Origin of the sequence: Agathobaculum sp. NTUH-O15-33, assembly GCF_033193315.1 — a bacterium.
GTDB lineage: Bacteria > Bacillota > Clostridia > Oscillospirales > Butyricicoccaceae > Agathobaculum > Agathobaculum faecihominis_A.
On sequence record NZ_CP136187.1, the window covers coordinates 3141836 to 3167759 of the forward strand.

Sequence of the window (25924 nt, forward strand, 5' to 3'; positions counted from 1 at the left end):
GCATATGCCTCCTTACTTATTGTAATTTCCCACCGTGTACCGCTTGATGATACCGTAAATACCAAACCCTTCGCTTACGCCGTCGTTTTCAATCAGCAACTGCATGGTCAGATACTTTTTGCGCTTTACGTTAAAAGGGATGACCTGCGGCGCGTCGTTTCCGTTAAAGGTGATGCGCTCAAAGTCGATATCCTCCCAGCTGAACAGATCCATCGTGCCCGAACGGATCACACGGCCCACGTCGCGGTCGGTGCGCGCGTATATCTTCGCGCCCGATCGCGCGTACGGCTTGATCATTACGCCCGAACCGCGCTTAACCATGGTCTTTTTGCGCATGAAATCACCGTCGTCGTCCGATTTGGTCGCCCAGCGCGCCACGATGGCCGCGCCGTCGTCCGCATAGCGCGCGGTATCCTCGCGGTCGGTGTAAAAGCGGCATATCCTGCCGTTTGCCGTGCCGAAATACAGGCTGCCGTTCACCTCCAAAAAGCAAACGGCGGGTACGCCCTCCCAGTAATAGCACTCGTACACAAAATCGCCGTAGGATTGGGGCTTGTAGGTCTTGTTCTGCCGCCCATCCAGCACATAACAGCGCGAATCGACACACAGGATGTAATAGCCGTTCCATACCGCGCACACCGCGTTTTGCAGGTCATGCTCCCGCGTCAGCCGTGCGTCTACATAGTAGGAGCGGTTCTGCACCTGCCGCATGGCCGTGATGTTCGAGGCGGTCAGCGCGTACACGCCGGTGCGCGACAGAAAGAGAGGCTCGTCCACCAGATAGCCAAACGATCCCACCGCTACCGCGCCCACACCGGCCACGCCCGCGCGCACCGGAAACAGCACGCCCGTGTCGGTCATGGTATAGCCGCGCAGATAGATCGTCGCGTCCTGCCGGTTGTCCTCCTTGACGATCGCCAGATCGTCCCCCATCCGGCAGTAGCCCATAATGCGCGTGCCGTCCGCCCCGATGCGGCTGTAGGACAGGTCGGGGAAATAGGTCGGATCGCCGGTCTCGCAGTGCCAGTCCGTCGAAGGATGATCCGGGTTGCCGCTTAAAAACACGCGGTCGCTCCCGCCCCCGCCGTAAACGACCGAAAGCGTGCATTTATTGATGCGGTCGGCGTAGCCGTCCACCGGCTTGCGGAAGGTGATCTCCACATTGGGCACGCCGGTCACGGGCGGGGCGGGCGGGGCCTCGTTAAAATTCACGCGCCCCGCGTTCCCGTCCAGCGAATACCGGTCCGCGCCCCATACGCCGCCGTTCACCTTGATCTCTTCCACGGCCTGCACGCCGGTCGCGTCTAGCTGAAAGGCCTTGGCCGCGCCGTCCCCTAAAAAGGTATTGCGCCGCTTGGGGCTTAGCAGGTTGACCGCGTCGTAGCTCTGCCCGCCGCCCGCGGGCTTTGCCGCTATGGTGGTGGTCGGCACATAGGCGTCCGCGTCCACGCGGCGCACGGCGCTGCCGTCGTAACAAAGGTATTCGCCGCCGGTCAGCACCCACAGCTTGTCGTTCATCACAAAGCTGCTGCCGCGTTTGTTCGCCAGCCCGTCGCAAAGCTGCGTCAGGCCGCTGTCCGTCCACTGGTAAAGCTTGGTGCCGCCGTGACACAGGAATACCTCCCGCCCCTTTAAAACGCCGCGGTACAGGCCGTTCACCGGCGCTTCACAGGTAAGGACGGTGCGCCAGCCCGGCCTTTTTCTCCGGGTTGCCGCCCGCGTCCGATATCAGATTGACCGTACCGTCCGCCCCGCGTTTTTCATCGATTTGCGTCGGATCGGTCGATAGGTCCACGCCCTTGAAGCCCGCATAGACTCTTGTGTACTTTTTCGGGCTGTCCGGCGCCCCAAATGTTGCCGCCATATGTTCCCCTCTCCTTTATATCAGCTCCAGCCGGTCCGCGTCGCAAATCCGCCGCCCGTGCCGCGCGGCATGCCGCGCGCGGCAAGCTCGCTTCGCCGCACATGGTACTGGTTTAAATAGTGCGTTGCCAGCGAAATGTCCTCCTCCCCGTAAATACGGGATGCCATGTAGACCGGCACCAGATCGAGCGCCTCCGGCGCAAGAGAAAAAATCTGTCCTTCGGGCGTGTCCGCGCGCACCTCTTCCGGGTAGGCCTCATACGAAAGCAGATACGCGCCGCTTTCCCGGCCTGGCAGCACGATCACCGCGCCGCCCTCCAGCCGGTACTCATCCACGCTTTCATAGCGGTCCCCGTCTTCAAAGGCGAGCCGGTCGTCGATCAGGCGCATAAAATCAGGCGCCTGATCGCGCAGGTCGTATTTTTTAAGCCCCGCGCCCTGCTGCGCAAGGCGCAGCACCCGCACGATCGGCACGACCGTGGCCAGATCGCGCAGCGCGTAGTTCGCGGCGTCGATCATTTCGTTTGCAAAATCGGCCACATCCTCGCTCGTCAGCGCAACCACCGCCCCGCCGTCCGTTCGCGAAAACATCAGCCCCAGCGCCTCAAGCTTGATGTCCTTCCATGTTTTCACTCTACAAAACCCCTTTTCAATTAGTAATTAGGAATTAGGAGTTAGGAATTATGGAAGCCGCCATAGGCGGCCATTTTAATTTTCTGCACCCCGTTCTTTCAATTACTAATTACTCATTCCTAATTAAACAAGCTCTGTTCCGCCGGTCACGCCGCCCATGGCGATCTGCCGCCAGTCGTTAAAGCCCACGCCGAAGCGCGCCCTGCCGTTCCAAACCGCGTTGTCGTTGTTGTGATCGACCCAAGGGGTGACTTCCAGCGGCGTGCGCTCGTACCACACGTTGCCGGAAACGTCGCGGTTGTATGCGGAATCCATCAGCATCCACGCCTTTTCGCCGATCAAACCGTTGAAATAGGGGTTGATAATCACATTCCAGCGACCGTACTGGTAGTTAAAGCCGTTGTTCGAGGTATCCGGATCCTTGTCCGCGCCGATGGCCTCAAACACCGCCTTTTTCATTGCGGCGCTATTGGCGATGACGATGGTATCCGGCGCCATGGCGAGCGGGTTGCCGTTGTCATCCGTCAGGTTTTGCATAGCGGTCTCGGCCAGACCGAGCGCGTCCGCCGAAAACTCGTTGGCAAACAGGTTGGACTGGTTAAACTTGGCGTTTACCTTGCTCTTATGTTCTTTGCAGAAGAGCGGCATGCCGTCCTGTGCGGTCGTGTCGAACGGCATGCCGCGAAATGTAATGGAAGCGCCCGTGCCGCCCGCCAGCATAGCCGCGCCGAACATTTCGCAGGTGCGATGGTAGCCCGTGATAAACGCCGCGGGCTTTTTGCGAAGGTCCATCAGCTTTGCGTCCTCAATCATTTCGCGCGTGATGGTGAATTTATCCTTCCACGTCACGTGCTCGATGAACTTGGAAAAGCCCTCTTGCAGCTCGTCGTCCGGATACGCGCCTCCTTCGCCGGTGGGCTGGAAGCCCTCCATCGCGGTCATGGATACTGTCTTTTCGCCAAAGCTTTTGCTGCGCTCCTTGGCGAACAGCTTTTTGACCAGACTGGATTCCTCAAACGCCTCCGCCCGTTTCTCGAGCAGCATGCGGATTGGCTCCGCCGATTTGCCGAATACGCTGTCGTTCAGGCCGGACAGCTTGGAAAATACGATTCCTGCCATATTTTTATTCCTCCTTTATTCCTTAAAACCGCACCTTTACCGTGCTGCCCACGGAGGTGCCGTCAATTTGTACGATCTCGGCCACGCCTGCCGCGGTGGCGGCGGTCACGCCGAGGCCGTCCGCCGAAAGCGTTACCTTATCGCCCACCTTAAGCGCTGTGCCGACCGCCGTCAGCGGCGCCTGAAACACCATATCGTGGTGCACGCGGATACACGGAACCGTGCCGCCCGCCGCCGGGCCCTGCGCGATGTACAGGGGCGCGCCCGTGGCCGTAGCGGCTGCGCCGTCCGTCACCGTCAGCGCCTGCCCCGGCGCATACGCAGCGCCCACCGCCGCCGGTACCCGCTCGACCGGCGCCGTGGTAAAGGTATCGCGTTTATAAAGTTTCAACATGTTATCCTTCCTCTCTCTGTTTGGCGTAAAACGCCATGATCTCGCGGTCGCTCGCCTCCGGATTCAGCGCGCGGAACAGCTCTAGCTCGGCGGCGGGGATGGTCACATCGCGTCCGCTGCCGCCGCGCGTCGGGCCCATGTGGCTTTTGCCCGCAAGGCTGTTGATCGCCGCCTGCCGCGCGGCGGCGGCCTTTTGCCCGGTCAGCCGGTCAAAATTCGCCAGCCGGTACGCTTCGGCCAGCCCATAACCCTTCTGTACGTAGCCGTGAAACGCCTCGGCGTTCGGCTGCTCCATCAGGTCGCGCACCGAACGGATGGACGGATCAAGCGATCCGATTTCGGAAACCGCGCGCTGCAGCGCCTGCTCGCCCTCCTGCCGGCTCAGGCGCTCGGTCAGCTCGCGCGCCTGCCGCACCGCCGGATCATTCGCGATCAGCTCGCTTAAAACGTCCGGCTCCAGCCCGGCCTGCCGCAGCTGATCCGCCCGCAGGGCCTGCCGGTACTCGTCCAGATCACGCCGGCTCTGAATCGGCATGCCGGTATAGGGGTTTATCTGTCCCGCGTAGGTATCGCGCACGGCGCGGTCGGCCTCCTCGGCCAGCCTAGCCTGTAAATCCGCCTCCGCGCGGCGGTGTTCCTCCTCCGGTTCGGGTGCTTCGGCCTCGGGCGCGCCGGAAAATTCCTCCGGTTCGTCCGTCTCCTCAAACGCTTCTTCCAGCGCCCTTGTCTCTTCCTCTTCCATTGCTTCTCCTTCCTTCTTCATGATCCGCATCTTACTTGCCCGTTCTCAGGTCGCCGCCCTTTTTGACCGACGGCTTTTTGCCCGCGCCCTGTGCGAGCGGCGCTTTCACTTCTTGCGCGCCCTTGTTCGCAATCTTGCCGATATAGCTGCCCTTCTTCTCCATGCTCTCACCCCCTTTCAATCAGGTAGGAGTTAGGAGGTAGGAAGTAGAAGTTTTACGGCCAAAGGCCGCATTGGAATAACACGCTTTGCGCGTCTCCTTCACTCCTACCTCCTCACTCCTCCAGACTTGTTTCTTTAAGTAATTCGTGGTATACTTGATATTAGGGTAGGACTTATTTCGTAGGTACGTTGTGGATATTCTCCGCAACTGCCTGGTATGTTGCGGATATTCTCCGGGGCTGCCGTAGATTTGTCCTACTCTTTTTATTTATTCAAATTCACCAAGTTTCCATAGAGCTGGCTTGCTTTTTTTAACGGCTCGTGGTATACCCTATATTAGGGTAGGCTCATCTCATAGGTATTCTGTGGATATTCTCCGCAGTTGCCGTGGTATGTTGCGGATATTCTTCGCGATTGCCGTAGATCTGTCCTACTCTTTTTTATCGTCTTTCCTAAAACTACCATTCCCGTATCATTAGCTTGACGATATCCATGATCCTGCGTTATACTCTATCTAAGCAAAGCTGTCGGCGGACGGGTTGATTTGGTCGGTGTCATACGTGGTATGCTGCACCGGCGCCCGGTTACCGGTGGCTTTGCTTTTTTGTGATCATATTCACATCCCCCATTTCAATGACTTTAGTACAAAATTAGTTGCTATTTTTAGCGCTAGCGTATATACTATAAGCAACAAGAGTATCGTCAGCGATCGCTTCAGGCAATTGGAGCCTGATTGAAAGAAGCTGGCTGATGCTCTTGTTTTTTCAAACGGCTCGTGGTATACTTCGTATTAGGGTAGGACTTATTTCGTAGGTATGTTGTGGATATTCTCCGCAACTGTCTGGTATGTTGCGGATATTCTCCGCGATTGCCGTAGATTTGTCCTACTCTATTTTTATTTATCCAAAGCCAGTTCCCATCGATCTGGGTTGCTTTTTCAAACGGTTCATAGTATACTTGATATTAGGGTAGGGCTCATCTCTTAGGTATGTTTCGGATATTCTCCGCAGCTGCCGTAGATCTGTCCTACTCTATTTTTATTTTATCTAATGCGTGGTAATAGTATCGATCTCCCTGCGGAACATTTTTGATGCTCAGTCTAACCGAATAGTGTCTGCCATCGACTGAAAAAGCACTGGTATAATAGGAGAATGGATTTACCCGGCCTTTTACATTTTCGCTTTTTCCTGTAGGCTTCATATTCTCAATGATTTTATTGAGCAGCAACGCGCTTTCCGCATTGTCCTTGTTTTTAACGCCTGCGCCTCGAATCTTTTTTGCAAAATCATTGATGCCTGTTTGTGTAATGATAATTTGTTCATTGGTAGCCTTTACAGCAACAGGTTTTGCTTCCGTAACGGTAATCGTGTCCAGTGCGTACTTGGTATTCAGATTCAGTTCAGCAAAAGCCTTGATAAAGTCCCGGAAATCTTGCGGATCGACGCGCTCCATGACCGGTATACCCATCAACACGCGTCCTTCATCGTTCACTGTATATTCTATTTCCGCCTGTAACGGAACTTCATAAAGTCGCTGCTGATCCTCCGATTGCAAATACATTTTGCCGTCCTCCATGTAGGTTCTTTCCTTCCATGAGGTTTTCACCGCAGCGGGATCAACGTCATACGCCGGCTCCTCCAGACTTGCTTTGATCTTATCTTTCACCGTTGCGGCTTTTTCAATAAAGCCCGGCAGGAGTTCGTTTACCCTGTGCGCACCGTGATGCAGCGCCGTGCCGATCGCCGCGCCGCCAGCGGCGGACAGCATCCCGCCGAACGCAGATAATGCAACATCCTGCCACGACAGCTTCGCTTCCGGGTCGTTCGCCATCACATCCGCCGCATGGTTCAGAACGGTAGAGGCCGCCTCCTCGGTTGCCTCCACGCCCATCTGCGTCAGAATATTCTTGATATAGCCCTTGCCGCCGGTCTTGACGATGTTCCACATCGTTTCGACCGGCATTTTTTCTGTCAGCACCTCGGTACCGCCCGCCAGCATCCCCCGCAGGGCCGCCTCTCCCGGTGCAAAGCCACGCCCGTTCAGCTCGTTTGTCTTTTGCGCCGCGGCCTTTGTGCCCATTGCGGCGAGCGGCAAAGCCGGATTGACCGCCGCCAGCGGCAGCGTTAACGTATTGTCGGCCAGTCCGATCGCCGTGCCGCCGAGAAAACGCTCCGCCCCGGATAGCCCCATCAAAGCGTTTTCCCGCTGCTGGGCCGCAAGGTTCATTTTCCGCGCGCCCCACGCATCTGGTGAAACCGGCGTTGTAACGGCCATTTCGCGGCGCTGTGCCTCGGCCTCCTGCAGGCGTTTGCGTTTTGTGTCGTATTCATGCACTGTTAACGGTATGCCGGTGGGAAGCGTGCCGGTTTGCTGATAGCGCTTCCACTGCTCGCCCGTCATACCGCCGTTTACATAGTAGTCCTCCGGCGAGTTTGCCGCCGCCGCACGAAGATAGTCGTTGAGCGCGGCAATCTCGTTCTCCAACGTGCCATATGCGGGGTTTTTTCGGCTTTGCGCTGTGTTATCCGCCTGCTGCTGCGCCGTTTCGACTAACACCGGCAGCGCGGCGACCGTCTCGTTATAAATGCTCCGCGCCGCGTTTCCAAATCGTCCGGACATGTCCGCCAACTGAGTGTCCAGCGGATTAACCCGCTGCCCAAGCGCTTGCTGATTTTTCACATAAGTACGAAACACCCCGGACGCTCTTTGCTGCTCTGCCCGCTCGTTTTGCGTCCACACCTCGTAGGGACGGCTGTACAGGTCGATCAGAACGGCACGCGCCGCGTCAGCCTCTGCATCCGTCACTCGTCCAAACGCTACCTCCCGAACGTTTCGGGGCGTATGCGCTTCATTATACCGCGACAATGCATTTGCCGCGTTTTGCTGCCGCTCATATTCATCCAATGTCAGCCCCTGTACACCGGCGAACAGCATATGCATTTGCTGCGCCGGTTTTGGGGCTGTCATGAACTCCGAACCAGTTGCATGAAAGCGCTTGTCCAACGGCAATGGGCCTTGCGGCAAAAACGGTAAGCTCACCTGTGCGGTACGCGGTGTCTGCACCCGCGCGGGACGCGTCAAAGCCAGCCCCTGCCCCGCCGCATACGTCGCGGCCGGCGCGGCGGTAGGCCCGCCCGACGCATAACGAGATACTGGCGCGTTTACCGTTCTCCCCCTCCCCGCCATAGGGGCGGGCTTTCCTTTTTGCGCGGGCTGCGCCTTTGGCAGCACAAGCGTCTTTACCATGGTCGCCGCAGGCGATACCCCGTTTTTTATATCCGCGCTGATCTGCGCCTGCACTGCCGCCAGCGCCCTTTTTTTTCTGTTCATCGTCCCGCAGCGCCGCCGTGGAAACGTAGCCGTTTTTGTTTGCCAATCTTACACCCCTTTCATTTAATTACCAATTAGTAGTTAGTAATTAGTAATTTCGGTCTCAGGCCGATTACCTTATTTTAATTACTAATTCCTAATTATTTCTCCACCGTCTTCCCATAAAGCGGACACTGCGGGTTGCGGCAGACCTGCACCGTCTTGCCGTCCCGTGTTTCCGCTCTGGTGTCGATCTCACAATGGGGACAAAGCATGTCCGTTTCCTCCTTCCATGCCGCCCAGCGGCGTGTTCTGCTGGGGCGGGGCGGCCTGCGCCTTGCGCTGCTCCAGCTGCGTCAGCGTTTCCTTTGCGCCCGGGTAGTGCAGCAGGTCCATCTTCTGCCAGAACAGGATCAGCGTGTCCAGCTCCTGTGGGTTACCGAAGCAGCCCTCCTTCAGGTTCATGCGCGTTTCCTGCCACATGCCTTCGCGGTTGCCCGCGAGCGGCGCGGTCTGATCGACTGAGAATAGAAATTCATCGTTCCAGTACGGCTCGCCCGCCTCGTCGACTTCGAGGAAATCCCACCGGTCAAACACCGTGTAATCCGCGCCGCCGTCCGCCGCACGGGTCACCACCGGCCGGGGCTCGTCCGCATAAGCGAGCATAAATTTGAACATTACGTGAAACAACTCGGCATAGGCCGCGTTTTTCATCGTCCGCTTGCTCTCCAGCCGCCCCGCGGCCTGCGCCGCCGCGAACTCCTTGGCCTTGCCGCTCGTCGCCGTCGTGTCGCGGCGGCCCTGAAAAGAATCGGTCACGCCTATCAGGTTGCGCGCCGCCTGATAGGTGCTTTCCTGATAGGCCATATCCTTGGAGATATCGCCCTGCAAGGTCAGCACATCGACCAGCGCCTTTTCCGCCGGGTCCTTGATTTCCAGTACCTTAAACTCCTCGTCCGTGCGGCGGATGTGCTTGCCCTGCGGCAGCGTGACGACCGAGCCGCCCATCATCAGCTTTTCGCTGATCTTGGTGCCGATCTTGTTGATCTCGTTTTGCTGGTCGGCAATCTTGTCCACGTCGGAATCGCCCAGAAACTGCCCAAACACGCTTACATTGCGCCGCATCACGATCGGGTAAACGCCGGGCTTGTAGTACGGCACGACCGTGCGCACCGCTTCGCTCTCGCGAAGCGCGTTGCCCTGATCGTCCAGCGTCACCTGCTCCTGCATACGCAGGGCGGGCAGCACGCCCTCGCCGAGGGGCAAGTCCTGTTCCAGCGTCTGCCCCTCATCCACCGTCTCGTCATATTTGCGGCCGCCGCAATAGGCGCAGGTATCGCCCATCGGCTGGCCGCATTTTACACACCGCTTGACGCGCCGCGCCTGATAATCCTCCATGTATTCGAGCAGCACGTCGTTCACCCAGCTCACCCGGCCGATACCGCCCGACGGCCCCCGGAAATAGGCGATATTCTGCGTTACCACATCGTCCACGGTCTCCGCGTCGAACGCGCGGCTCTCGGGCCGCTCCTCGCCCTCCCCCGCCACATCCGCGCCGTATTTCGCGCGGATATACGCCTTGGTTTGCGCCAGCTGCAAAAAGCAGTAGTCCATATCGCGAATCTCGCTCACGCCCGGCTGCGGAATGAACTGCTTGGGATGGATGAGCGTGACCGACAGCCCGCCCGCCGTTGTGTGCGTATGCGCACCGCTGTCCCACTCGACCAAGAACAGATCGCCGCCCTGAATGGGCGTGGTGCGCTCATCCTGATCGTTTAAAGTCTCAAACGGCAGGCGGTCTATTTCGCCGCGCAGCATGTTTTCGATCAGCGCGGCCCGCGCTTCGTCCCGCCTGTATCGCGGCGCGACCTTGGGGCTGGGGATATCGCTCGATACCTGCGCCTCGATGATCTCGGCCACGATATTGCGCGTCACGCCCGCTTTCTTCACCCGGCCCGCAAACGCGCTGTTCGCGCCACGGTCGATCTCGCGGCTGCCGCGGTACATCGCGTCGCGCCGGTCCATGCGCGCCAGCACGCTTTCATACGCCGTCTTGGCTTTATCCAGCCGCGCCTGCCAAAGCGCCAGCAGCGCCCGATCCCCTAGGCTGCTCCGTCTTTCCTTATCCTTTTTCAAAAAACCGCCTCCGTTTCTTTCTTTTCTCCTGCTCACCAAACCGGCTCGCCCCATTTGCGGATTAAATACGCGCGGCCCGCCTCGCCGGCGTTTTCATAGTCGTCGTACTGGTCGCGCGTCCATGTTACGCCCGCGGCGCGCGGAGCTTCCGCCGGGTGCGTCCAGTACACGCAAAAGCAGCGCAGGCTGTCCACATCGTGCGTCAGGGCGTGCGGTTCCTTGGCATACACATTGGGCCGCGCCTTGTCGCGCTGTATGCGCGATAGGCAGCGGAACAGGTTTTCAGCCGCGCCTTCGCAAAGCGTCAGGCCGCCGTCCCGCAGCCATTCCTTGATCGCCGCGCACCCGGCGGGCAGGTCGTTCGATGTTTTCGTCAGCACCGCCCCGTGCTCGGCAAAAATCGCGGCCCGGCTTTTGCCCGATTCCTGCGAGCGGCTCCATAGGTCGGGCGGCGCGAGCATTTGCTCAATCCTTTCACCCGCGGACAACTCGCGCAGCTTTGCCGCCGCCTCGCCGATGGTCAGGTCCGGCGCGTCAAACTCTCGGTACACCGCCGCCCGGTTTTCGGGCGAGACCGCCACCCAATGCGCCGAAAACATATCCAGCCCGTAATCGATACACACATACCGCCGCCAGCCCTCCATATCAGGCGCGGCGCGCACATGCGTGTGCCGTTTTACCTCCGGGAAGAACGCGCCGCCGGGTATGGTGAGCGCTTCCTCCGGCGTGGCCGGGTACTCCTGCATAATCAGGTCGCCCAAATCCCGCCGCGTCTGCTCGTACCATGCCGCGTCCCGCCGGGGGTCGGCGTACCACGGGATGAACAGCTTGTGAAACCCGTTGTCCTCCGTGTACAGCTCCTCGAACAGCGTGCCGCGTTCGATGGTGGACAGCCCCAGCACCCGGCCGCCCGTGGGCCGGTTGATCGTCGGGTAAGCGGAAAGCCAGATTTCGCGCGCGTTCTCCTGAAAGGCCCATTCGTCCAGCAACAGCAGATTAGCCGTGAACGACCGCCCCGCGCCGCCCGCCGAAGCAAAGGCGCGGAAAGCAGATTTTTGCCCGCTCGGAAACGTGATCGTTACCGATAGCACGGTATGCGAATAGGTCGGCCCGCCCCAGTTCGCCGCGCCGTCCTCCCGCACCAGCTCAGGCATGTTTTTCAGTTCCACCGCCCACAGCCGCCGCACCAGTTCCTTGGCCTCTTCCTCGGTGCGGGACAGCGCGATACAGGTGTGCCCCTCGCAAAACAACAGCTCGTGCAGCGCCGCCGAAAGCGCCAGCCATGTAATGCCGAGCTGCCGCGCCTTTAGGATGATCGTCAGCCGGTTCGATAGTATTTCCGATAGCGCCTCGCGCTGCATGGGCCACAGCCGGAACGGCTGAATGATCTCGGCGGCGTCCTTATCCTCGATGTGACAGTATGTCTCGATAAAGTAATGCGCGTTCGCGCGGCAGTGCGCCCATTCGCCCTCTCTCACGCGGTGCAGGGCGTCGCGTTCAGCCGTGTCCACCGCGCTCTTCCGCGCCGGATACGCCGAGCCGCCGCGCGACCTTGTGCAGCAGCGCACGGTCGGCCTCGGAAAGCGCGCCCTCGGTCGGCTGTGTCTCCCGCGCTGCCTTGGCCCACAATTCGGACGCCCGGATGCGGTCGGCCGTCTTTTCATCCTCACTGCGGACAATGCGCATCCAAAAGTCGCTGACCTCGCGCATATCCGCCGTTTTATCCTGCAAATTCCCCATTTTATCCTCTTCCTTTTTACGTAGTTTCCGTATTTTCTTTGCCGCAAACCAGTTCCTCCAGTACGCGCCGCACGGTATCCGGCAGCGTGCGCTTCTCCATATACGCTGCAAGATCGTCGCATACACGCCCATCCGCCATCACGTTTACGATTACCGGCTCGTCCATTCGCGCCACCTCCCGCACATTCTATGCCGCGGCGGCTCGTCCTCTTGCCAAGTCCGGTTTATCGTACAGGTAATGCGGTATGATAGTGCTGTAACCAAAAACCACCCCAATCTTTTCGGTTTCCCTTGACAAGTACGTTATCGAGTATTACCATAAGAGTGTCATCAGTGTTAATACTCGGCTGAGTACTTTTCTCATTCTCATAATAGTACTGCGCCAAGTATAAGTCAACGTAAATTTACTCTATCAAGAAATTTTAGTATACTTGTACAACAAAGGACGGGGTATTATGAGCACTTTGTATGAAACAATCGAGCATCTTTGCCTGTCTCAAGGCATTAACGCGACCAAGCTGTGCAAAAGCATCGGCATCAGCCGCGGCATCCTCACCGATCTGAAAATGGGCCGCAAAAAGACGCTGGCAGTCGATACGCTTTCCAAGATCGCTTATTATTTCGGCGTGTCCGTAGAATATTTGCTCAGCGGTGGGCAAACAGAAAAACCGGGCGCTGAAAGCGGCCCGGCGATTGGGATGGACGATTTTACCTATGCGATGCATCACGAATCCAAAAAGCTGACCGACGCGGATAAGGAGCTTTTGCTCCGCATGGCGCGCCAGCTCAACGACGCAAGGCAAGCGAGGCGAAAAAACAATGGAGGAACTGACAAAACTGTATAGACGCCTGTACGACGGCGGACATTTCCTGTTTGACGGCGCATTCGCCTTTTCGGACGAGAGCGTCAAATCCTCGGTGGTAGAGGTAGGCGGGGACTATGGCGTGTTTCTGGATTCCGGCCGCGTGGACGGCGCGGCCGAGGAAGCCGAGCTCATCGCGCACGAGTGCGGCCATATTGAAACCGGCACCACGCACGCGGTGTACAGCCCCTTTGAACTGGTCGCCCAGCACGAAAACCGGGCCAACAAATGGGCCGTGCACGAACTTTTACCGCGCGAGGAATTGCAGCGCGCGATCCGCGCGGGCTGCACCGAACCGTGGGAGCTGGCCGAGTTTTTGGGCCGCACCGAGCAGTTCATCCGCTTGGCGGTACAAATCTACGAAAAAGAAAAAACGCCCGAAGCAGTAAACTGAACTGCTTCGGGCGTTTAGCTTATCAAAGAACCCCTCGCGCCGCAGCGCGCATGAAATAGAATTTTGCCGTTTACGGCAAAATTCACAAAAACCGGGAGCAGAAGGTGAATTGGCCGTAGGCCAAGAGAGGCCGGCCTGGGCCGTGTATCTCGGTTTTTTTACAAACCGACTTCAAGTGTGCCAGTAAGGCGCGCGCAGAAGCCGGAATTCTCGATCGAAATGGGGCTTTGTTTCGATCGACAGGCTGTCAAAACTTGTTTTTTGACAGCCTGCGCCCGAAGCAGTAAACTGAACTGCTTCGGGCGTTTTTTCATTGGTTGTGGTGCGGGCCGCCTTCTGTAGCCGCCCATTTTTTGCATTGCTCGATCCGTTTGCCGTCGTCGCCCTGCGCCTTATCGTACGCAAACTGCGTCAGCAGGCCGCAGGGAAAATCGGCGCATACGCCGCAGTGTTCCAGCGCCCTGTCCTCGCAGCACGCCTTGACCGGGCAGAGGTCCCCCCAAAAGGGTTTTTCTATGTATACGCAGCCCTTGCAATGCATCTGTTCCCGGTATTCGCATGCTCCGCACAAAATACCGCATCTCGATTCCGCCATAGGTAGTACCTCCTGTTTCTATTGTTTCCAGCATAACACGCCGAACCGGACGCCGTGCTGTCCTTATTCCTCATAATTTTCAAGCGCCGCGATCAGGCGCGCTTTCAGCAGCGGCCGCATTTCCTTGGGCTCGATCAACCGCGCCCGTTCGCCAAAGCTCAGAACCCATTGCAGCAGGTATTCCGCGCCCGTGAAGGGAAAGGAAAAAAGCAGCGTACCTTCCGCCTCTTCGATAAAGCTGTCCGGCCCGTATTCCTCGATCAGGCGAAACTTTTCGCTGCCCGCAAAACGGATCACGGCGTGCAGCTCGTCGGTAAAGCACCGGTCAAAATCCCGCTTATCCGCCGGTATCTCGGTGGGGATAAAGTGCCGGTCCGTCTGCGTCAGCTCGCTCATACGGTTGAGCTTGAACAGCCGAAACTCCCCGTTTTCCCGTTCCCGGCCAAACGCATACCAGCTCGACCACCGGAACACCACCAGATAAGGCTCCAGTTCGATCAGCCGCTCCCCGTTTTTGTTAAAATACCGAAAGGCAACGCACCCATGCGCCTCTATCCCGGCCTGTAACGCTTCGATCTTAGGCGCAAGGGCGCTTTTATAAAAGGAAGCCAGATCGATCACCATATGGTTATTGCCGACCAGCTTATCCCCCTTCACCATGAACTTGTCCCGGATTCTTTGATACTTCGGCCCGTACGATACGCTTTCCAGTGAAGCAAGCCCTGTCAAGATCGCGTCGCGGTCCGCTTTGGTCAAAAGCGCCTTGTCAATCTTGTAGCTTTCCATAATGGAAATGCCGCCGTTCGCGCCCTGCACGGTCGCGATGGGAATGCCCGCCTTGCTTAGCGTTTCGATATCGCGCCCAATGGTCCTGCGCGATACCTCGAACCGTTCGGCCAGCGCGGGGGCCGTCATCTTTTCATTTTGCAGCAGCAATACGAGAATGCCGATCAACCTATCAATTTTCATACCGCTCTCCCGCTTTTATTTTTTCACGTTATGCGAAGCGCTCCATCCGGCATATCCTTTAAAATACAGCGCGTTTCCATTCTATCACCGCGAACCGGACAGCAGCCCGCCCTGTTCCTCAAAAAAACGGCGCGGCGTTTTACCGCCGCGCCGTGCCTGTGTTTATACCTGTCCGCAGGCGCGCGCCAAAGCCCGCGCGTCGCCCCTTTTGATCAGGGGCAAAAGTTTTTTGATCTGCTCGTGCGGCAGATCCCACCACCGGAGCGCTTGGAGGCGTTCTATGGTATCCTCGTCAAAGCGTTTGCGGATCGGCTTTGCCGGTACGCCGCCCACGATCGTGTAGGGCGCTACGTCCTTTGTCACAACCGCCCTTGTGCCGATGATCGCGCCGTTTCCAATGCGCACGCCGGAAAGAACGACCGCCTCGTAACCGATCCAAACATCGTTGCCGATCTCTATATCGCCCTTGTTGTCCCACGCAGTCGCGACCTCGGCGACCGGCGTGTCCCATTCCTCAAAAAACAGAGGAAACGGATAGGTGGAAAGCGAACGCATCGTGTGGTTGGCGCTGGTAAAAATGAATTTTGCGCCGCACGCGATGGAGCAAAACTTTCCGATTTTCAGGCGATCCCTGTTGATCGGATAGTGATAAAGCACGTTGTTTTTCTCAAATAGGGTGGGATCGTTTACAAAATCGTTGTACATTGTATACGCGCCGATCGAGATATTGGGATTTTGGACCACCGCGTCCAGATAAACGGTCTGCTTATCGTTTGAACGCGGATATATTTTTTCTGCCGGAATAGACATCGTGAAGCCTCCTGAATTATGATTTTATGGTGCTATTCCGGCTACTGCAATGCACCGTTTCACTTTCATTCACCAGCTTTCCTCCCTAGTGTAATCCCCCGCCGAGAGATTGTCAATTTTTAAAAAAAGGAAGGGGCGCTTTCCCATGCCGGACAGTGTGATCCAGACCGTGTGCGGCTATGTGCGCGTTTCCACCGAAAACCAGCTTGAAAACTACAGTATCGACGAGCAAGCGCGCCGCATTGAAAGCTTTTGCCGCGCCAAGGGCTGGCGCTTGCAGCAGATTTTTACGGACGGCGGCTATTCCGGCGGCACGACGGACCGGCCCGCCTTGCACGCTCTGCTGCGGCAGGTGCGGCGCGGCGGTGTGGACGCGGTCGTTGTTTACAAGCTCGATCGCCTGAGCCGCAGTCAAAAGGACACGCTGCTGCTGATCGAGGACGAATTTCTGGCTCATCACACGGATTTTGTCTCCATCAACGAGAATTTTGATACCTCCTCCCCCTTTGGGCGGGCGATGATCGGCATGCTGTCCGTCTTTGCCCAGCTTGAAAAGGATCAGATCACAGAGCGGTTCACCATGGGACGCATCGGCCGCAGCAAGGCCGGATATTTTCACGGCGGCGGCAGCATACCCTTTGGCTACCGGTACGAAAACGGCCTGCTGCTGGCGGACGGAATCCGCGCCATGCTGGTGCGCGATATTTTCGCCCGTTTCCTCGCGGGTCAAAGCCTTGGCGCGATCGCGCGCGATATGGCCGCGTCCGGCGGCGACGCGTGGACGGCGCGCAAGGTGCGCGCCATTCTTTCAAACACCGTGTATATCGGCAAGGTGAAATTTGCGGGCGCCGTGTACGACGGCGTGCACGAGGCGCTAATCTCTTCGGCTGATTTTGCCGCCGCAAACCGCCTGCTTGCCGCTTCTCCGCCGGTAGAACAGGCGAAAGCGCCGATGAAAACGCCGTTTCGCGCGGAAACGCTGCTTTCCGGCCTTGTCCGCTGCGGGCGGTGCGGCGCGCGGTACGCGGGCGCGCACGGCTTTTACAAATGCTATTCGCGCTCTAAAACCGCCAAAAAGCAGGTGCGCGACCCGGCCTGTAAAAACGATAACTGGCCCATCGAGACGCTTGACCGCGTCGTATCCGCCGCGCTCACCGCGCTTTTGAGCGCACCCGGCGTGCTGGAAAACGTTTTATCACACGTTCAGCCCCATGGCGAGGACCCCGCCGCTTTGCGCCGCCTGCTGCAAGAAAACCGCGCCGAGACCGCGCGCCTGCTCGATCTAGCCCAGCACGGCGCGGCCGGACTCGCCCCACTGGCCGAACGCCTGACCGCCCGTGAAAGCGAGCGCGTCGCGCTTGAGGCGCGCCTTGCCAAAGCCGACGCGCCGCCCGCTGTCCCGCCTCAGACCTTTGCCGAAGCCTATGCCCGCGCGCCCCTTGCGGCCCGCCGCCTGCTGCTCAGCACGCTCATCTCCCGTATCACGCTGGACGGCGCCCGCGTGGAGATCCAGTGGCGCATATAAACCGATCACGCACAAAGCGCAAAAGGCGGCGCATAAATGGCGCCGCCTTTCTAACGTTAACACGTTATCATTCTTCCCGATATTTTTTCTCCAGCCGATCAACAATATCTTGCTCGTAATCATTTGCCTTGGACCAGTATTCCTGCGCTTTTTCATCGGATATGCTTTCGATACCCGTGATCTCACCCACTCCATCTCGGATTGCCGCTAGATTCACGGTTCCGGCCGCATCCGTCCATAGCGTTCCAAACCAGCCGTCTTCGAGCTGGTCAACAAACGATTTCACCCGCTGCCCATTGTAGTACAGCGCCTCATCCGCTTCAGAATAGGTGACGCCGAACGGCTGATATTGCTCGTATTTATTCGGGCCAACCGTGACGTTTTCTTGAACTGTTACACGGTCTTGCACATTTGCAAAGCGTTCATCCGCAAAGAAAGCATCTTGATAGGCCTGCGCCTTTTGCGCGGAAATGCTCTGAATCCCCGTGATCTGACCGGCGCCATTCCTAACGGCCGACAAATTTGCATGCCCGGCTTCATTTAAATAGAAAGCCTCGGCATCCGATCCATCGTCTGCAAACAGCCGCACAGGCTGCCCGTCATACAGCAGTTTTGTGCCATCCTCCGAGATCGTGATCCCGAAAGCGGCGTATGCGGCATAAACATCGGGATTTGGCAGAAAGGAAACAGCGGTCGAAGGGGCAAATGCCGTACTTTGATTTTTGCCCGCCGGTGGGATCTGCGTTTTCGCATTTGTAGCAAACGCACCCCCTGTTCCCAGCGTGAGTACCAGCGCGCCGCAGAGGACCGCAAGGCCAGATTTCTTTTTGCTCATATCCATAATGGAAAAGATTCTTTGTTTCATACCCTTCTTGCCTCCATAAAAATGCGTGGATAAAGCGGTTTTTCGCTTCGATCGGTATCGAACCACGCTGATAATCGTTTCGCTGTAATATTGGCGGGTTTCCGCGTCCGTGCCGCGCACAACTTCCTCGTCGCAGGACGCTTCGCATTGAACGCCGATCGCATTTGTCATCAGGTAAACAATGGGATTAAACCAGTGAATCGCGGTCGCGAGCAGAATCAGGCATTTATACCAAAGGTCTTTCCGCTTGTCATGCACTAGCTCGTGCTTTAGGATCAAGCGGAGTTCCTCCTTTGCAAAGTCTGCTTTCGGCAACAGGATCCGGGGTCTGATAAACCCTATCATCATAGGGCCGCCGATGCTGTCACAAATCTGCAAGCGGAGATCGCGGGATACCCCCATTTCCTTTTTTAAATTTTGAAACAGCGCCAGTGTCTGTTCATCTGTTACGTTTACGCTCCAACGCGCCGCCAGCTTGGAAAAGCGCACATGCTTGATCGCATGATAAACAAGAAATACGAGCATACCTGCGAGCCATATCGCCGCCGCGGCCTGCCACCATGCGAGATGCGAAAAAGTAGAAGAAAGCGCGGGTTCCGCGGGTACGGCAACCGGCGCCCTGTTGCCGATTTGTATCGTAGTCGCAGCCGCCTGACCCGGCATATTAACTTTGACAACGGCATTGTGGAAACGCGGCCGAAAAGGGATCACCAGCCCCGCCACCAGAACCAGCCATGCGTAATACCGGCCCGTTGCGGAATAACGCTTTGCAAGCAGCGGCGTGAGCGCCATATAAAACAGCGCAAGCGCCGACATGGTGACGGAGCATACCAAAAGCATAATCATCAAGCTCCGCAAGCTAATCCCCCCTTCGCTCTTTCGCCCACTGTAACAATTCGTCGATATCCCGGTCCGACAGCGCTTCATCGTCGTACAAGGTATTGATCAAATTGAAAAGCGAGCTGTCGTGATACTGCTTCATAAAGTTCCCGGTTTCAAATTTTAGGTATTCCTCCTTGCTCACCAACGGGTAGTAGGAGCGTTCCTTTCCGTGTTTTTCGGAACGCAGAAAACCGCGCTCGACAAGCCGCAGCATTAAGGAAACGACCGTTTGTATTTTCCACTCTTTTTCTTTCCCTAATTGCTCCATGATGATCGACGTGGTCAAAGGCGGTTCATTTGCCCATACCACTTTCATGATGTCAAATTCCGCGTCCGGCAGCTTTTTTATCCGTTCCATTCTATCACCTCAATTTAAGACATCCGCCTTATTTATATAATACATCTGTCTTAAATGAATGTCAAGCAGTAAAATCAGTTGGGCGGCAGCTTTCTGTTTGCACCATATTGCAAACTCGTTCCCCCCATCTGCATGGGCTTCGGCTGCAACGCTTGCGGCGTGGTGGGTTGCAGAATCATCGATTCTCCGCGCGAACGCATGATCGCCATGCTGACCAACGCCTTCGCGCCGTGCAACGGACGCTTTCCTTTGCTGATTTTCCTGTGTTCCGTTTTCTTTGCGGGCAACGCGCTCACCGGCTCGCTGCTGCTTACCGGGGTTTTGGTGTTCAGCGTGGTGCTGACGCTCGCCGCGTCCCGCCTGCTCTCCGCCACGGTTTTAAAGGGCCTTCCCTCTTCCTTCGCGCTTGAGCTGCCGCCCTACCGCGCGCCGCAGCTCGGCAAGGTGATCGTCCGCTCTATTTTCGACCGCACGCTGTTCGTGCTTGCGCGCGCCGTCGCGGTCGCCGCGCCGGCCGGCCTCATCATCTTTCTGCTAGCAAATATCACCGTGGGCGATACCTCGATCCTAAACCATATCGCCGCGGCGCTCGACCCCTTTGGGCAGCTGCTCGGCATGGACGGTGTGATCCTGCTTGCTTTTATCCTCGGCTTTCCCGCAAACGAGCTGGTCATGCCGCTGATCGTGATGGGCTACCTTGCCACCGGCACGATAGCCGACGTGGCCGATCTGGGCGCGTTTCGCGATCTGCTGCTCGCCAACGGCTGGACGATCACGACCGCGCTGTGCACGCTCGTTTTCGCCGTCGCGCACTGGCCGTGTTCCACCACCTGCCTTACCATTTACCGAGAAAGCCGCAGCGTCAAATGGACGCTTGCCTCTATCGCGCTGCCCACCCTGTTCGGTTTTGTGCTATGCTTCGCCATCAACCTTGCCTGTCACGCCCTCGGCGTCGGGTAAGGAAAAAGGCCGGTTTCCGTTTGGAAACCGGCCTTCCAGACTGTAGCCAAAGGTCTCTCGCCGCAGCGCGCAAAGAAAGGAAAATGGAGCGAAGCGACGTAAAATCCGTTTTTTCGGGGGCGTGTACCTCGAAAAAACACCTCGACCCGCGCCACCGGGCGCGTAACCCGGGGTATCGAGACCGGTTTCTCCGGAACCGGTCGAGTATCTAGGGGGCACGGGGTGCCCCCTAGACAGCGTGTCGACTTTGTCGACACGCTGAAGGCCGGTTTCCGTTTGGAAACCGGCCTTCAGGCTATCAAAATAGCCGCTGCGCGGCAACGCCATATCACCTATGAAGCGCCGTTTTGTTCCGCGGCGCCTCGGGTAAAGCCTAAGTACCGCGTACCCTGAAACTTCAGCATGCCCTCATCCTGTTCAACCAACATGCCGTATTCCCGCCCGCTGACGCTAAACTCCATCCGGTCCCCGCTTGTGACCTCGAAGGTGACGTAATAATCGGTCGAGCTGGTCGTGTGATCCATCCCCATATTGTCCGCGTCGTGATGGTGGCGAATGTTCACATCCGTCCGCCGGGAAACCACCTTTGCTCGTACCTCTAAGATGGGCGATTGGTTGTTCTCATGCCATTGCTTGGCCCCGCGCACCGCCGCGACCACGAAAATGCCAATCACCACGACGAATGTCAGGATCACTATGGTCGGCACAATCGAAAACATGCCCCGTTCCATCGAGCTCATGCCGAAGCCGTTTAAGTCAAAATCATTCCCTACATACATTGCTTTACCCCCCTTTTGTCTGCTGACTAATCCATTCTTTGCAGTCTATCGCGTCCCGATTAGCAGGATCGGCCAGAAGGATAAAATTCGCCTTGCCCGCAAGGCTTCGCAAATACGCTTCCACGGAAAGCGCGCTTTCCGTGCGCCTCAAATGCTCCTCCACGCCAAACCGGCGGCAGTAATACAGCTCTTGCCGCAGTGCGCGGCGATATGCGGCGGGCGTGCGCATTTTCTCATTCACGGTAAGGCCGGTCACGGCCTGCCGCTGCCCCGCGTTCATGCGTTTGGTTTTGGCTTCATTTAATAAAAAGCCGCGTTTCCGCAGCGCGGCGGCGGCAAATTCCCGCACCCCCTCAAGCGATCCATCGCCGGAAAAGGTCATGTCATCGCAGTAGCGCGTATAACGGATCGCCCGCTTTGCGCAGTACGCGCCCATTTCCTCGTCAAACTCGCGCAGGATCAGATTTGCGATCCATGGCGAAGTCGGCGCCCCCTGCGGCAGCGCGTCCCGGTAGTAGCAAAGCATGGCAAGCAGCACGCGCAGCGGTTCGGCATAGGTATCCGCCGGAAAGGCCGCGTCCTTCACCTGCCGGTACAGCACACTGTCGAAAAATCGACAAATATCGAGCTTTAGCACCGTCCGCCTGCCCACATGCGGGCGGGCGTTTTTGATGATACCGCCGCCAAACCGGTACGCCGTCGCATAGGGCGATATCGGCATGCGGCACAGCAGCGTCCCCGCGATACGGCGCTGCACGCATTTCAGCGTTTCATCCGGCAGGGCCAGCAGCCGTACGCCGCCATCCCGTTTGGGTATTTGTGCCATGCGGTAGTGCGCGTCCAATCGGTTGCTCACCGCGTACAGCGTTTGCAGCCGCAGCCCTAAATCACGCGAAAGGGTGGAAGCCTCACAGTAAATGATCCGATCCAAAGCAAGGCCCCCCTTTCCCTTTCCCGGCGGAACAAAACAAAGTGCATGGCGAAACGCGGCGCGGTATGGGATTGCACACAGCGTGTGCCGATATACCGTGGCGCGGCTTCGGCTGAGCGAAGCGAATACGGTTGTATTTGCGAACCGGCGGCGACTCGCCGCCGGCGCCGGTAAAGCCGGACGATCGCTTTTGTTCCTCAAAGCCATTGTAACCGATGGCGCGCCGTCCTGCAACTCTTTTAGTCACGAAATTCCAGCAGCTTGTATGCCGGTATGTCGAGCGCTTCCGCGATATCGAAAAGCATGTCCATGGAAATACCGACAGAGGCCGTTTCGATCTTGCCGATACTGTTTCGCGAAACGTTGATCTTCTCCGCTAAATTGTCCTGTGTAAAGCCGTTGTCCTTCCGATAATATGCAATATTTAAGCCCAGTTTCCGATATTTGTCTGAATGACGAAAATCCATTATACCACCTCAAGAATATTTTATCTTTGAAGCAATCATTTAAAAATTTCTTCAAAGGGATTATTTACTCCTTGTCAATGTGCAAATTAACATTTATAATCATTATATGCAGTTTTGCAATAAACAAATCAAAAATATCAAATCGCAAATGAGGTGTAAAAAATGTATCTGCCCCATTACAACGGCTTCTATCATTTCTGGAACGCCAACAAACCGCGCCGACTTCGCCAGTCCTACTTTCAGCTGCTCCAACTGGAAGATGCGGTATGCGCCGATATGCCGGAGGATAAAATGGATGCTTTCATTGTTTACGCCCTTGCGGCGGAGCGTTTATCCAATGAAAGCGCGCACCATTTTTACCGCTGTGGCAGGCAGCGCGGCCGCAGGCGCGCCCGCGTACGTACCCGATTTGCCGCTCGCTCCAAGCGTGGTTAACGCCGCGGCGGTCCGCCCTTGCGCCGCCCGCTCTCCGGTGCTATACTGAGGGAAACCGCCGGAAATGATTTCCGCGCCGCAAGGAGGGCCCGCCATGAAAAAGCACCGCCTGTTTGCCTTTTTGTCAATCGTCTGTTTGCTGTTGGCCGCGCTGCCGGTCTTCGCGCGGGCCGATATGGGCCCCAAGCCGCAGATCACCGTTCGCGTGGTCAATCCGCCGTCGGAGCCCTATTATCTTGACCTGCTCATCCCTGTGGAGGAAGCGGGTGATTGTGATAACCTTACATGGAATGGTTTGAATGAACTTGACGGATCGCTTGTTGACGCGCTGCACTCGCTTGAAAAAGGCACGTTTTCCCTCGCATTGCTCAGTGGCACCGTTGGTCCGCTAACCGGTTCTCTCATTCCAGAGAACAATATCAGTATATTCGGCTATCACAGCGTACCCAAGTCTTTTTCAATCGCCGTAGCGTGTGCGGACGGTACAATTAAGCAAACACCGCTGGTTAAACGCACTGCTTTTCAGCAGGTATTTACATATGACTACTCAGCGAACACCGTGACAGCCCAAAGCGCTGTACGGGCCTACGTTCGGCAATTCGCCTATACCTGTAGTATGACGCTCTTTTTTGAGGGGGGCGTGTTGCTACTGTTCTTCGGTCTTTCAGCGGGCAGGCGCACATGGCTTATCTTTCTGCTAACCAATGTAGGCACACAAATTTTTCTTACCCTTACATGGGGTCCAATGGTCATTTCCGGTGATTTCTCTCAGGTGGATGCCTTTCTGGCGCCTTGGCCGCTTCTTTTGCTTGAAGCGGCGATTTGGATTTTTGAAGCGCTTATCTACAAAAAATTCTTCCGTGTCGGCTCGGTACGGAGACGCGTCACCTACGCCATTATGGCCAACGCGGTCAGCCTTTTTGTCACAATCTTCAGCGTGTCTGATCTGATGCGTTTTGCGAATCGCTAGATGTGAGGGAGCCCAAATGAAACACTTAAAGCGCGTTCTTCTTCTTTTCGCCGTTCTGGTCATTGCAGTGCTGGCCGTTATCATCTGGCACACCGTCGGGGTCTATCGGGCCGTGCACGCCGAGATCCGCACCGTCCATATGGATCAGCTTGAACAGCAGCTTGGCGGTGAAAAATTGACGCGGCAAGAACTACGCAATGGCAAAGTAGTGGTGGACGGCGTTACCCTGCACCGCGCCGTCTATTACCCGCAGGCGGAAACGCTGGTCTGCTTTCTCGAAAACGAAGATCCCCACCGGGATATCTACCTTGAGGGCTTGCCGGATAAAAATGGCGGCGCCTTTCCCGAACGGCACGGCATCTCCTTTGTATATTTTGAAGCGGTCTCTCCCGCAGACCTCGACCGCGCCCTCATCGTCGACATGACCAACTGGGACTTTGATACATCGAACCCGGTTTCCCTCCCGCTTTTCGGCTGACGGGCGGAAATTTTGTATTTTCCCCCTTGCAAAGCGCCGTAAAGTGTGCTTTAATAGAAATGTTATATAGGAAAACTGCGATGAACAGGGAAAGTAGCGTCTTTCCCCTCTTTTCAGAGAAGGCGGCCTTTGGCTGTGAACCGCCGAAAGAGATTTGACGCGAAGTTCCCCTGCGAGCACCGGCGCTGAACCATTTTCAGTAGGCGCAGGCGATTTGACGCCCCGTTATCGGCGTTCAATGAGGGCCCGGCCATGCCGGGAATCAGGGTGGTACCACGGAATGCGTATGCTGCGCCTTTCGTCCCTATTTTTACGGGACGAAAGGCGTTTTTTTCATCCCGGAACAAACTTTCACGAAGGAGAAATCACCATGAAGGAAAAGCTGCAAGGTATTTTGCAGAGCGCCAAGGACGAGCTTGCAAAGGCGGCAGATCCCCGCGCGCTGGACGCCGCCCGCGTTAAGTTTCTGGGCAAAAAAGGCGAACTAACCGCCCTGCTCAAGGGCATGAAGGACGTTGCCGCGGAGGAGCGCCCGGTCGTCGGCCAGCTCATCAACGACGTGCGCGCCGAGATCGAGACCATCATCGAAAAGCAGAAGGACATGATTGAACAGGCCGCGCTGTCCCACAAGCTAAAAAACGAAACGATCGACGTGACCCTGCCCGGCGAGCCGGTCATCATCGGTAAAAAGCACCCGCTGAACATCGTGCTGGATGAATTTAAGGAGATCTTCCTCGGTCTTGGCTTCTCGATCGCAGAAGGGCCGGAGGTCGAGCTGGATCATTATAACTTTGAAGCGCTCAACATCCCGAAGGACCACCCCGCGCGCGACACGCAGGATACCTTCTACATTTCGGACAACGTCGTGCTGCGCACGCAGACCTCGCCCATGCAGGTGCGCACCATGGAAAAGAAAAAGCCGCCGATCCGCATCATCGCGCCCGGCCGCGTTTACCGCTCGGACGCGGTGGACGCCACCCATTCCCCCCTGTTCCACCAGATCGAGGGCCTTGTGGTCGATAAGGGCATCCGCATGTCCGACCTCAAGGGCATTTTAGAGCTGTTCGCCAAAAAGCTTTACGGCGACGATACCGTCGTCCGTTTCCGCCCGCACCACTTCCCCTTCACCGAGCCTTCCGCAGAGATGGATATCCAGTGCTACCGCTGCCACGGCGAGGGCTGCCCCCTCTGCAAGGGCGAGGGCTGGATCGAGATCCTCGGCTGCGGCATGGTGCACCCCAAGGTGCTGGAAATGAGCGGCATCGATCCCGAGGAATACTCCGGCTACGCCTTCGGCATCGGTTTAGAGCGCATGGTCATGGGCCGCTTCAAGATCGACGATATCCGTCTGTTCTATGAGAACGACGTACGGTTCCTGCACCAGTTCTGAGCCGAACGGCTGCCCGGTAGTGCAGCCCTGCAACGAATGAGTAATTAGTAATGAGTAGTTAGTAATTGTGGACACCGCCAAAGGCGGTCATAAGATGACGCGCTCCGTGCGGTGCCGCTACTAACTGTTCTGAAATCATCGCGCTGCGCGCGATT

Annotated in this window: 27 protein-coding genes, 1 pseudogene and 1 other annotated feature; of the genes and pseudogenes, 8 read left to right on the plus strand and 20 right to left on the minus strand. The window is 57.1% G+C overall.

What is annotated here, in order from left to right; translation table 11 throughout:
• Positions 1-12: 12 nt before the first annotated feature.
• From RWV98_RS15215 to RWV98_RS15270, 12 genes are all read right to left on the minus strand, one after another.
• The gene (locus tag RWV98_RS15215) at positions 13-1659 is read right to left on the minus strand and encodes a hypothetical protein (RefSeq protein ID WP_317861812.1); all 1647 of its coding nucleotides are present in this window, start codon (positions 1657-1659) and stop codon (positions 13-15) included.
• 7 nt (positions 1660-1666) lie between these two features.
• Entirely contained in the window at positions 1667-1864 is a 198-nt protein-coding gene (locus RWV98_RS15220; protein ID WP_317861814.1) for a hypothetical protein, read from the minus strand.
• Positions 1865-1884: 20 nt separating this feature from the next.
• The gene (locus RWV98_RS15225) at positions 1885-2496 is read right to left on the minus strand and encodes a hypothetical protein (RefSeq protein WP_317861816.1); all 612 of its coding nucleotides are present in this window, start codon (positions 2494-2496) and stop codon (positions 1885-1887) included.
• 123 nt (positions 2497-2619) lie between these two features.
• On the minus strand, positions 2620-3615 hold the full coding sequence (locus RWV98_RS15230) for a Mu-like prophage major head subunit gpT family protein (RefSeq protein WP_280961844.1): 996 nt from the start codon (positions 3613-3615) through the stop codon (positions 2620-2622).
• Between the two features lie 22 nt (positions 3616-3637).
• The gene (locus tag RWV98_RS15235; protein ID WP_317861817.1) at positions 3638-4009 is read right to left on the minus strand and encodes a hypothetical protein; all 372 of its coding nucleotides are present in this window, start codon (positions 4007-4009) and stop codon (positions 3638-3640) included.
• Position 4010: 1 nt separating this feature from the next.
• Positions 4011-4772 (minus strand): hypothetical protein, encoded by a 762-nt coding sequence (locus tag RWV98_RS15240; RefSeq protein ID WP_317861819.1) that lies wholly within the window; start codon positions 4770-4772, stop codon positions 4011-4013.
• Positions 4773-4782: 10 nt separating this feature from the next.
• The gene (locus RWV98_RS15245) at positions 4783-4914 is read right to left on the minus strand and encodes a hypothetical protein (RefSeq protein ID WP_280961847.1); all 132 of its coding nucleotides are present in this window, start codon (positions 4912-4914) and stop codon (positions 4783-4785) included.
• A 1025-nt stretch (positions 4915-5939) separates the two neighbouring features.
• Positions 5940-8243 carry a hypothetical protein gene (locus RWV98_RS15250; protein WP_317861820.1) on the minus strand — a complete coding sequence of 768 codons (2304 nt, stop codon included), beginning with the start codon at positions 8241-8243 and terminating at the stop codon, positions 5940-5942.
• Between the two features lie 234 nt (positions 8244-8477).
• Positions 8478-10358 carry a hypothetical protein gene (locus RWV98_RS15255; RefSeq protein ID WP_317861822.1) on the minus strand — a complete coding sequence of 627 codons (1881 nt, stop codon included), beginning with the start codon at positions 10356-10358 and terminating at the stop codon, positions 8478-8480.
• A 32-nt stretch (positions 10359-10390) separates the two neighbouring features.
• Complete coding sequence (locus RWV98_RS15260; RefSeq protein WP_317861823.1) at positions 10391-11869, minus strand: hypothetical protein; 1479 nt, start codon at positions 11867-11869, stop codon at positions 10391-10393.
• On the minus strand, positions 11856-12098 hold the full coding sequence (locus RWV98_RS15265; protein WP_280961851.1) for a hypothetical protein: 243 nt from the start codon (positions 12096-12098) through the stop codon (positions 11856-11858). Before RWV98_RS15265 ends, RWV98_RS15260 begins: the two co-directional genes overlap by 14 nt.
• Before the next feature lie 16 nt (positions 12099-12114).
• Positions 12115-12264, minus strand: a complete 150-nt coding sequence (locus RWV98_RS15270; RefSeq protein WP_280961852.1) for a hypothetical protein — start codon at positions 12262-12264, stop codon at positions 12115-12117.
• Positions 12265-12553: 289 nt separating this feature from the next.
• On the opposite strand from RWV98_RS15270, the gene RWV98_RS15275 reads away from it, so the two are divergent.
• On the plus strand, positions 12554-12943 hold the full coding sequence (locus RWV98_RS15275; RefSeq protein ID WP_280961853.1) for a helix-turn-helix domain-containing protein: 390 nt from the start codon (positions 12554-12556) through the stop codon (positions 12941-12943).
• Positions 12918-13355, plus strand: coding sequence for an ImmA/IrrE family metallo-endopeptidase (locus RWV98_RS15280; RefSeq protein WP_280961854.1), 438 nt, complete (start codon positions 12918-12920; stop codon positions 13353-13355). Before RWV98_RS15275 ends, RWV98_RS15280 begins: the two co-directional genes overlap by 26 nt.
• A 310-nt stretch (positions 13356-13665) precedes the next feature.
• Here the strand turns inward: RWV98_RS15280 and RWV98_RS15285 are convergent, their stop codons facing one another.
• From RWV98_RS15285 to RWV98_RS15295, 3 genes are all read right to left on the minus strand, one after another.
• Complete coding sequence (locus RWV98_RS15285) at positions 13666-13950, minus strand: DUF3795 domain-containing protein (RefSeq protein ID WP_317861825.1); 285 nt, start codon at positions 13948-13950, stop codon at positions 13666-13668.
• Positions 13951-14013: 63 nt separating this feature from the next.
• Entirely contained in the window at positions 14014-14919 is a 906-nt protein-coding gene (locus RWV98_RS15290; protein WP_317861827.1) for a helix-turn-helix transcriptional regulator, read from the minus strand.
• 162 nt (positions 14920-15081) lie between these two features.
• On the minus strand, positions 15082-15729 hold the full coding sequence (locus RWV98_RS15295) for a CatB-related O-acetyltransferase (RefSeq protein WP_317861828.1): 648 nt from the start codon (positions 15727-15729) through the stop codon (positions 15082-15084).
• Positions 15730-15874: 145 nt separating this feature from the next.
• Between RWV98_RS15295 and RWV98_RS15300 the strand changes: the two genes are divergently transcribed.
• A complete protein-coding gene (locus RWV98_RS15300; RefSeq protein WP_317861830.1) occupies positions 15875-17254 on the plus strand; it encodes a recombinase family protein in 1380 nt (459 codons plus the stop codon).
• A gap of 67 nt (positions 17255-17321) precedes the next feature.
• Here the strand turns inward: RWV98_RS15300 and RWV98_RS15305 are convergent, their stop codons facing one another.
• Complete coding sequence (locus RWV98_RS15305) at positions 17322-18977, minus strand: M56 family metallopeptidase (RefSeq protein WP_317861832.1); 1656 nt, start codon at positions 18975-18977, stop codon at positions 17322-17324.
• Between the two features lies 1 nt (position 18978).
• Positions 18979-19359, minus strand: coding sequence for a BlaI/MecI/CopY family transcriptional regulator (locus RWV98_RS15310; RefSeq protein WP_280961865.1), 381 nt, complete (start codon positions 19357-19359; stop codon positions 18979-18981).
• Between the two features lie 126 nt (positions 19360-19485).
• Here RWV98_RS15310 and RWV98_RS15315 point away from each other — a divergent pair.
• A pseudogene (locus RWV98_RS15315) lies at positions 19486-20319 on the plus strand (nucleoside recognition domain-containing protein); the annotation flags it as partial.
• Between the two features lie 332 nt (positions 20320-20651).
• Here RWV98_RS15315 and RWV98_RS15320 read toward each other — a convergent pair.
• From RWV98_RS15320 to RWV98_RS15330, 3 genes are all read right to left on the minus strand, one after another.
• Positions 20652-21098: a DUF2500 domain-containing protein gene (locus tag RWV98_RS15320; protein WP_317861837.1), complete on the minus strand. Its 447-nt coding sequence runs from the start codon at positions 21096-21098 to the stop codon at positions 20652-20654.
• Between the two features lie 4 nt (positions 21099-21102).
• Complete coding sequence (locus tag RWV98_RS15325; RefSeq protein WP_317861839.1) at positions 21103-22029, minus strand: reverse transcriptase family protein; 927 nt, start codon at positions 22027-22029, stop codon at positions 21103-21105.
• A gap of 239 nt (positions 22030-22268) precedes the next feature.
• Positions 22269-22496: a helix-turn-helix domain-containing protein gene (locus RWV98_RS15330; protein WP_280962863.1), complete on the minus strand. Its 228-nt coding sequence runs from the start codon at positions 22494-22496 to the stop codon at positions 22269-22271.
• Between the two features lie 162 nt (positions 22497-22658).
• On the opposite strand from RWV98_RS15330, the gene RWV98_RS15335 reads away from it, so the two are divergent.
• The 4 genes from RWV98_RS15335 to pheS all read left to right on the plus strand — a co-directional run bounded on the left by RWV98_RS15335 (position 22659) and on the right by pheS (position 25769).
• A complete protein-coding gene (locus RWV98_RS15335; protein ID WP_280962862.1) occupies positions 22659-22931 on the plus strand; it encodes a hypothetical protein in 273 nt (90 codons plus the stop codon).
• A 94-nt stretch (positions 22932-23025) separates the two neighbouring features.
• Positions 23026-23901 (plus strand): hypothetical protein, encoded by an 876-nt coding sequence (locus tag RWV98_RS15340; protein ID WP_317861841.1) that lies wholly within the window; start codon positions 23026-23028, stop codon positions 23899-23901.
• Positions 23902-23917: 16 nt separating this feature from the next.
• Positions 23918-24379: a hypothetical protein gene (locus RWV98_RS15345; RefSeq protein WP_317861843.1), complete on the plus strand. Its 462-nt coding sequence runs from the start codon at positions 23918-23920 to the stop codon at positions 24377-24379.
• Between the two features lie 71 nt (positions 24380-24450).
• Positions 24451-24688, plus strand: a binding site (T-box leader).
• Positions 24689-24749: 61 nt separating this feature from the next.
• On the plus strand, positions 24750-25769 hold the full coding sequence (gene pheS, locus RWV98_RS15350; RefSeq protein ID WP_280962859.1) for a phenylalanine--tRNA ligase subunit alpha: 1020 nt from the start codon (positions 24750-24752) through the stop codon (positions 25767-25769).
• The last annotated feature ends 155 nt before the right edge of the window (positions 25770-25924 follow it).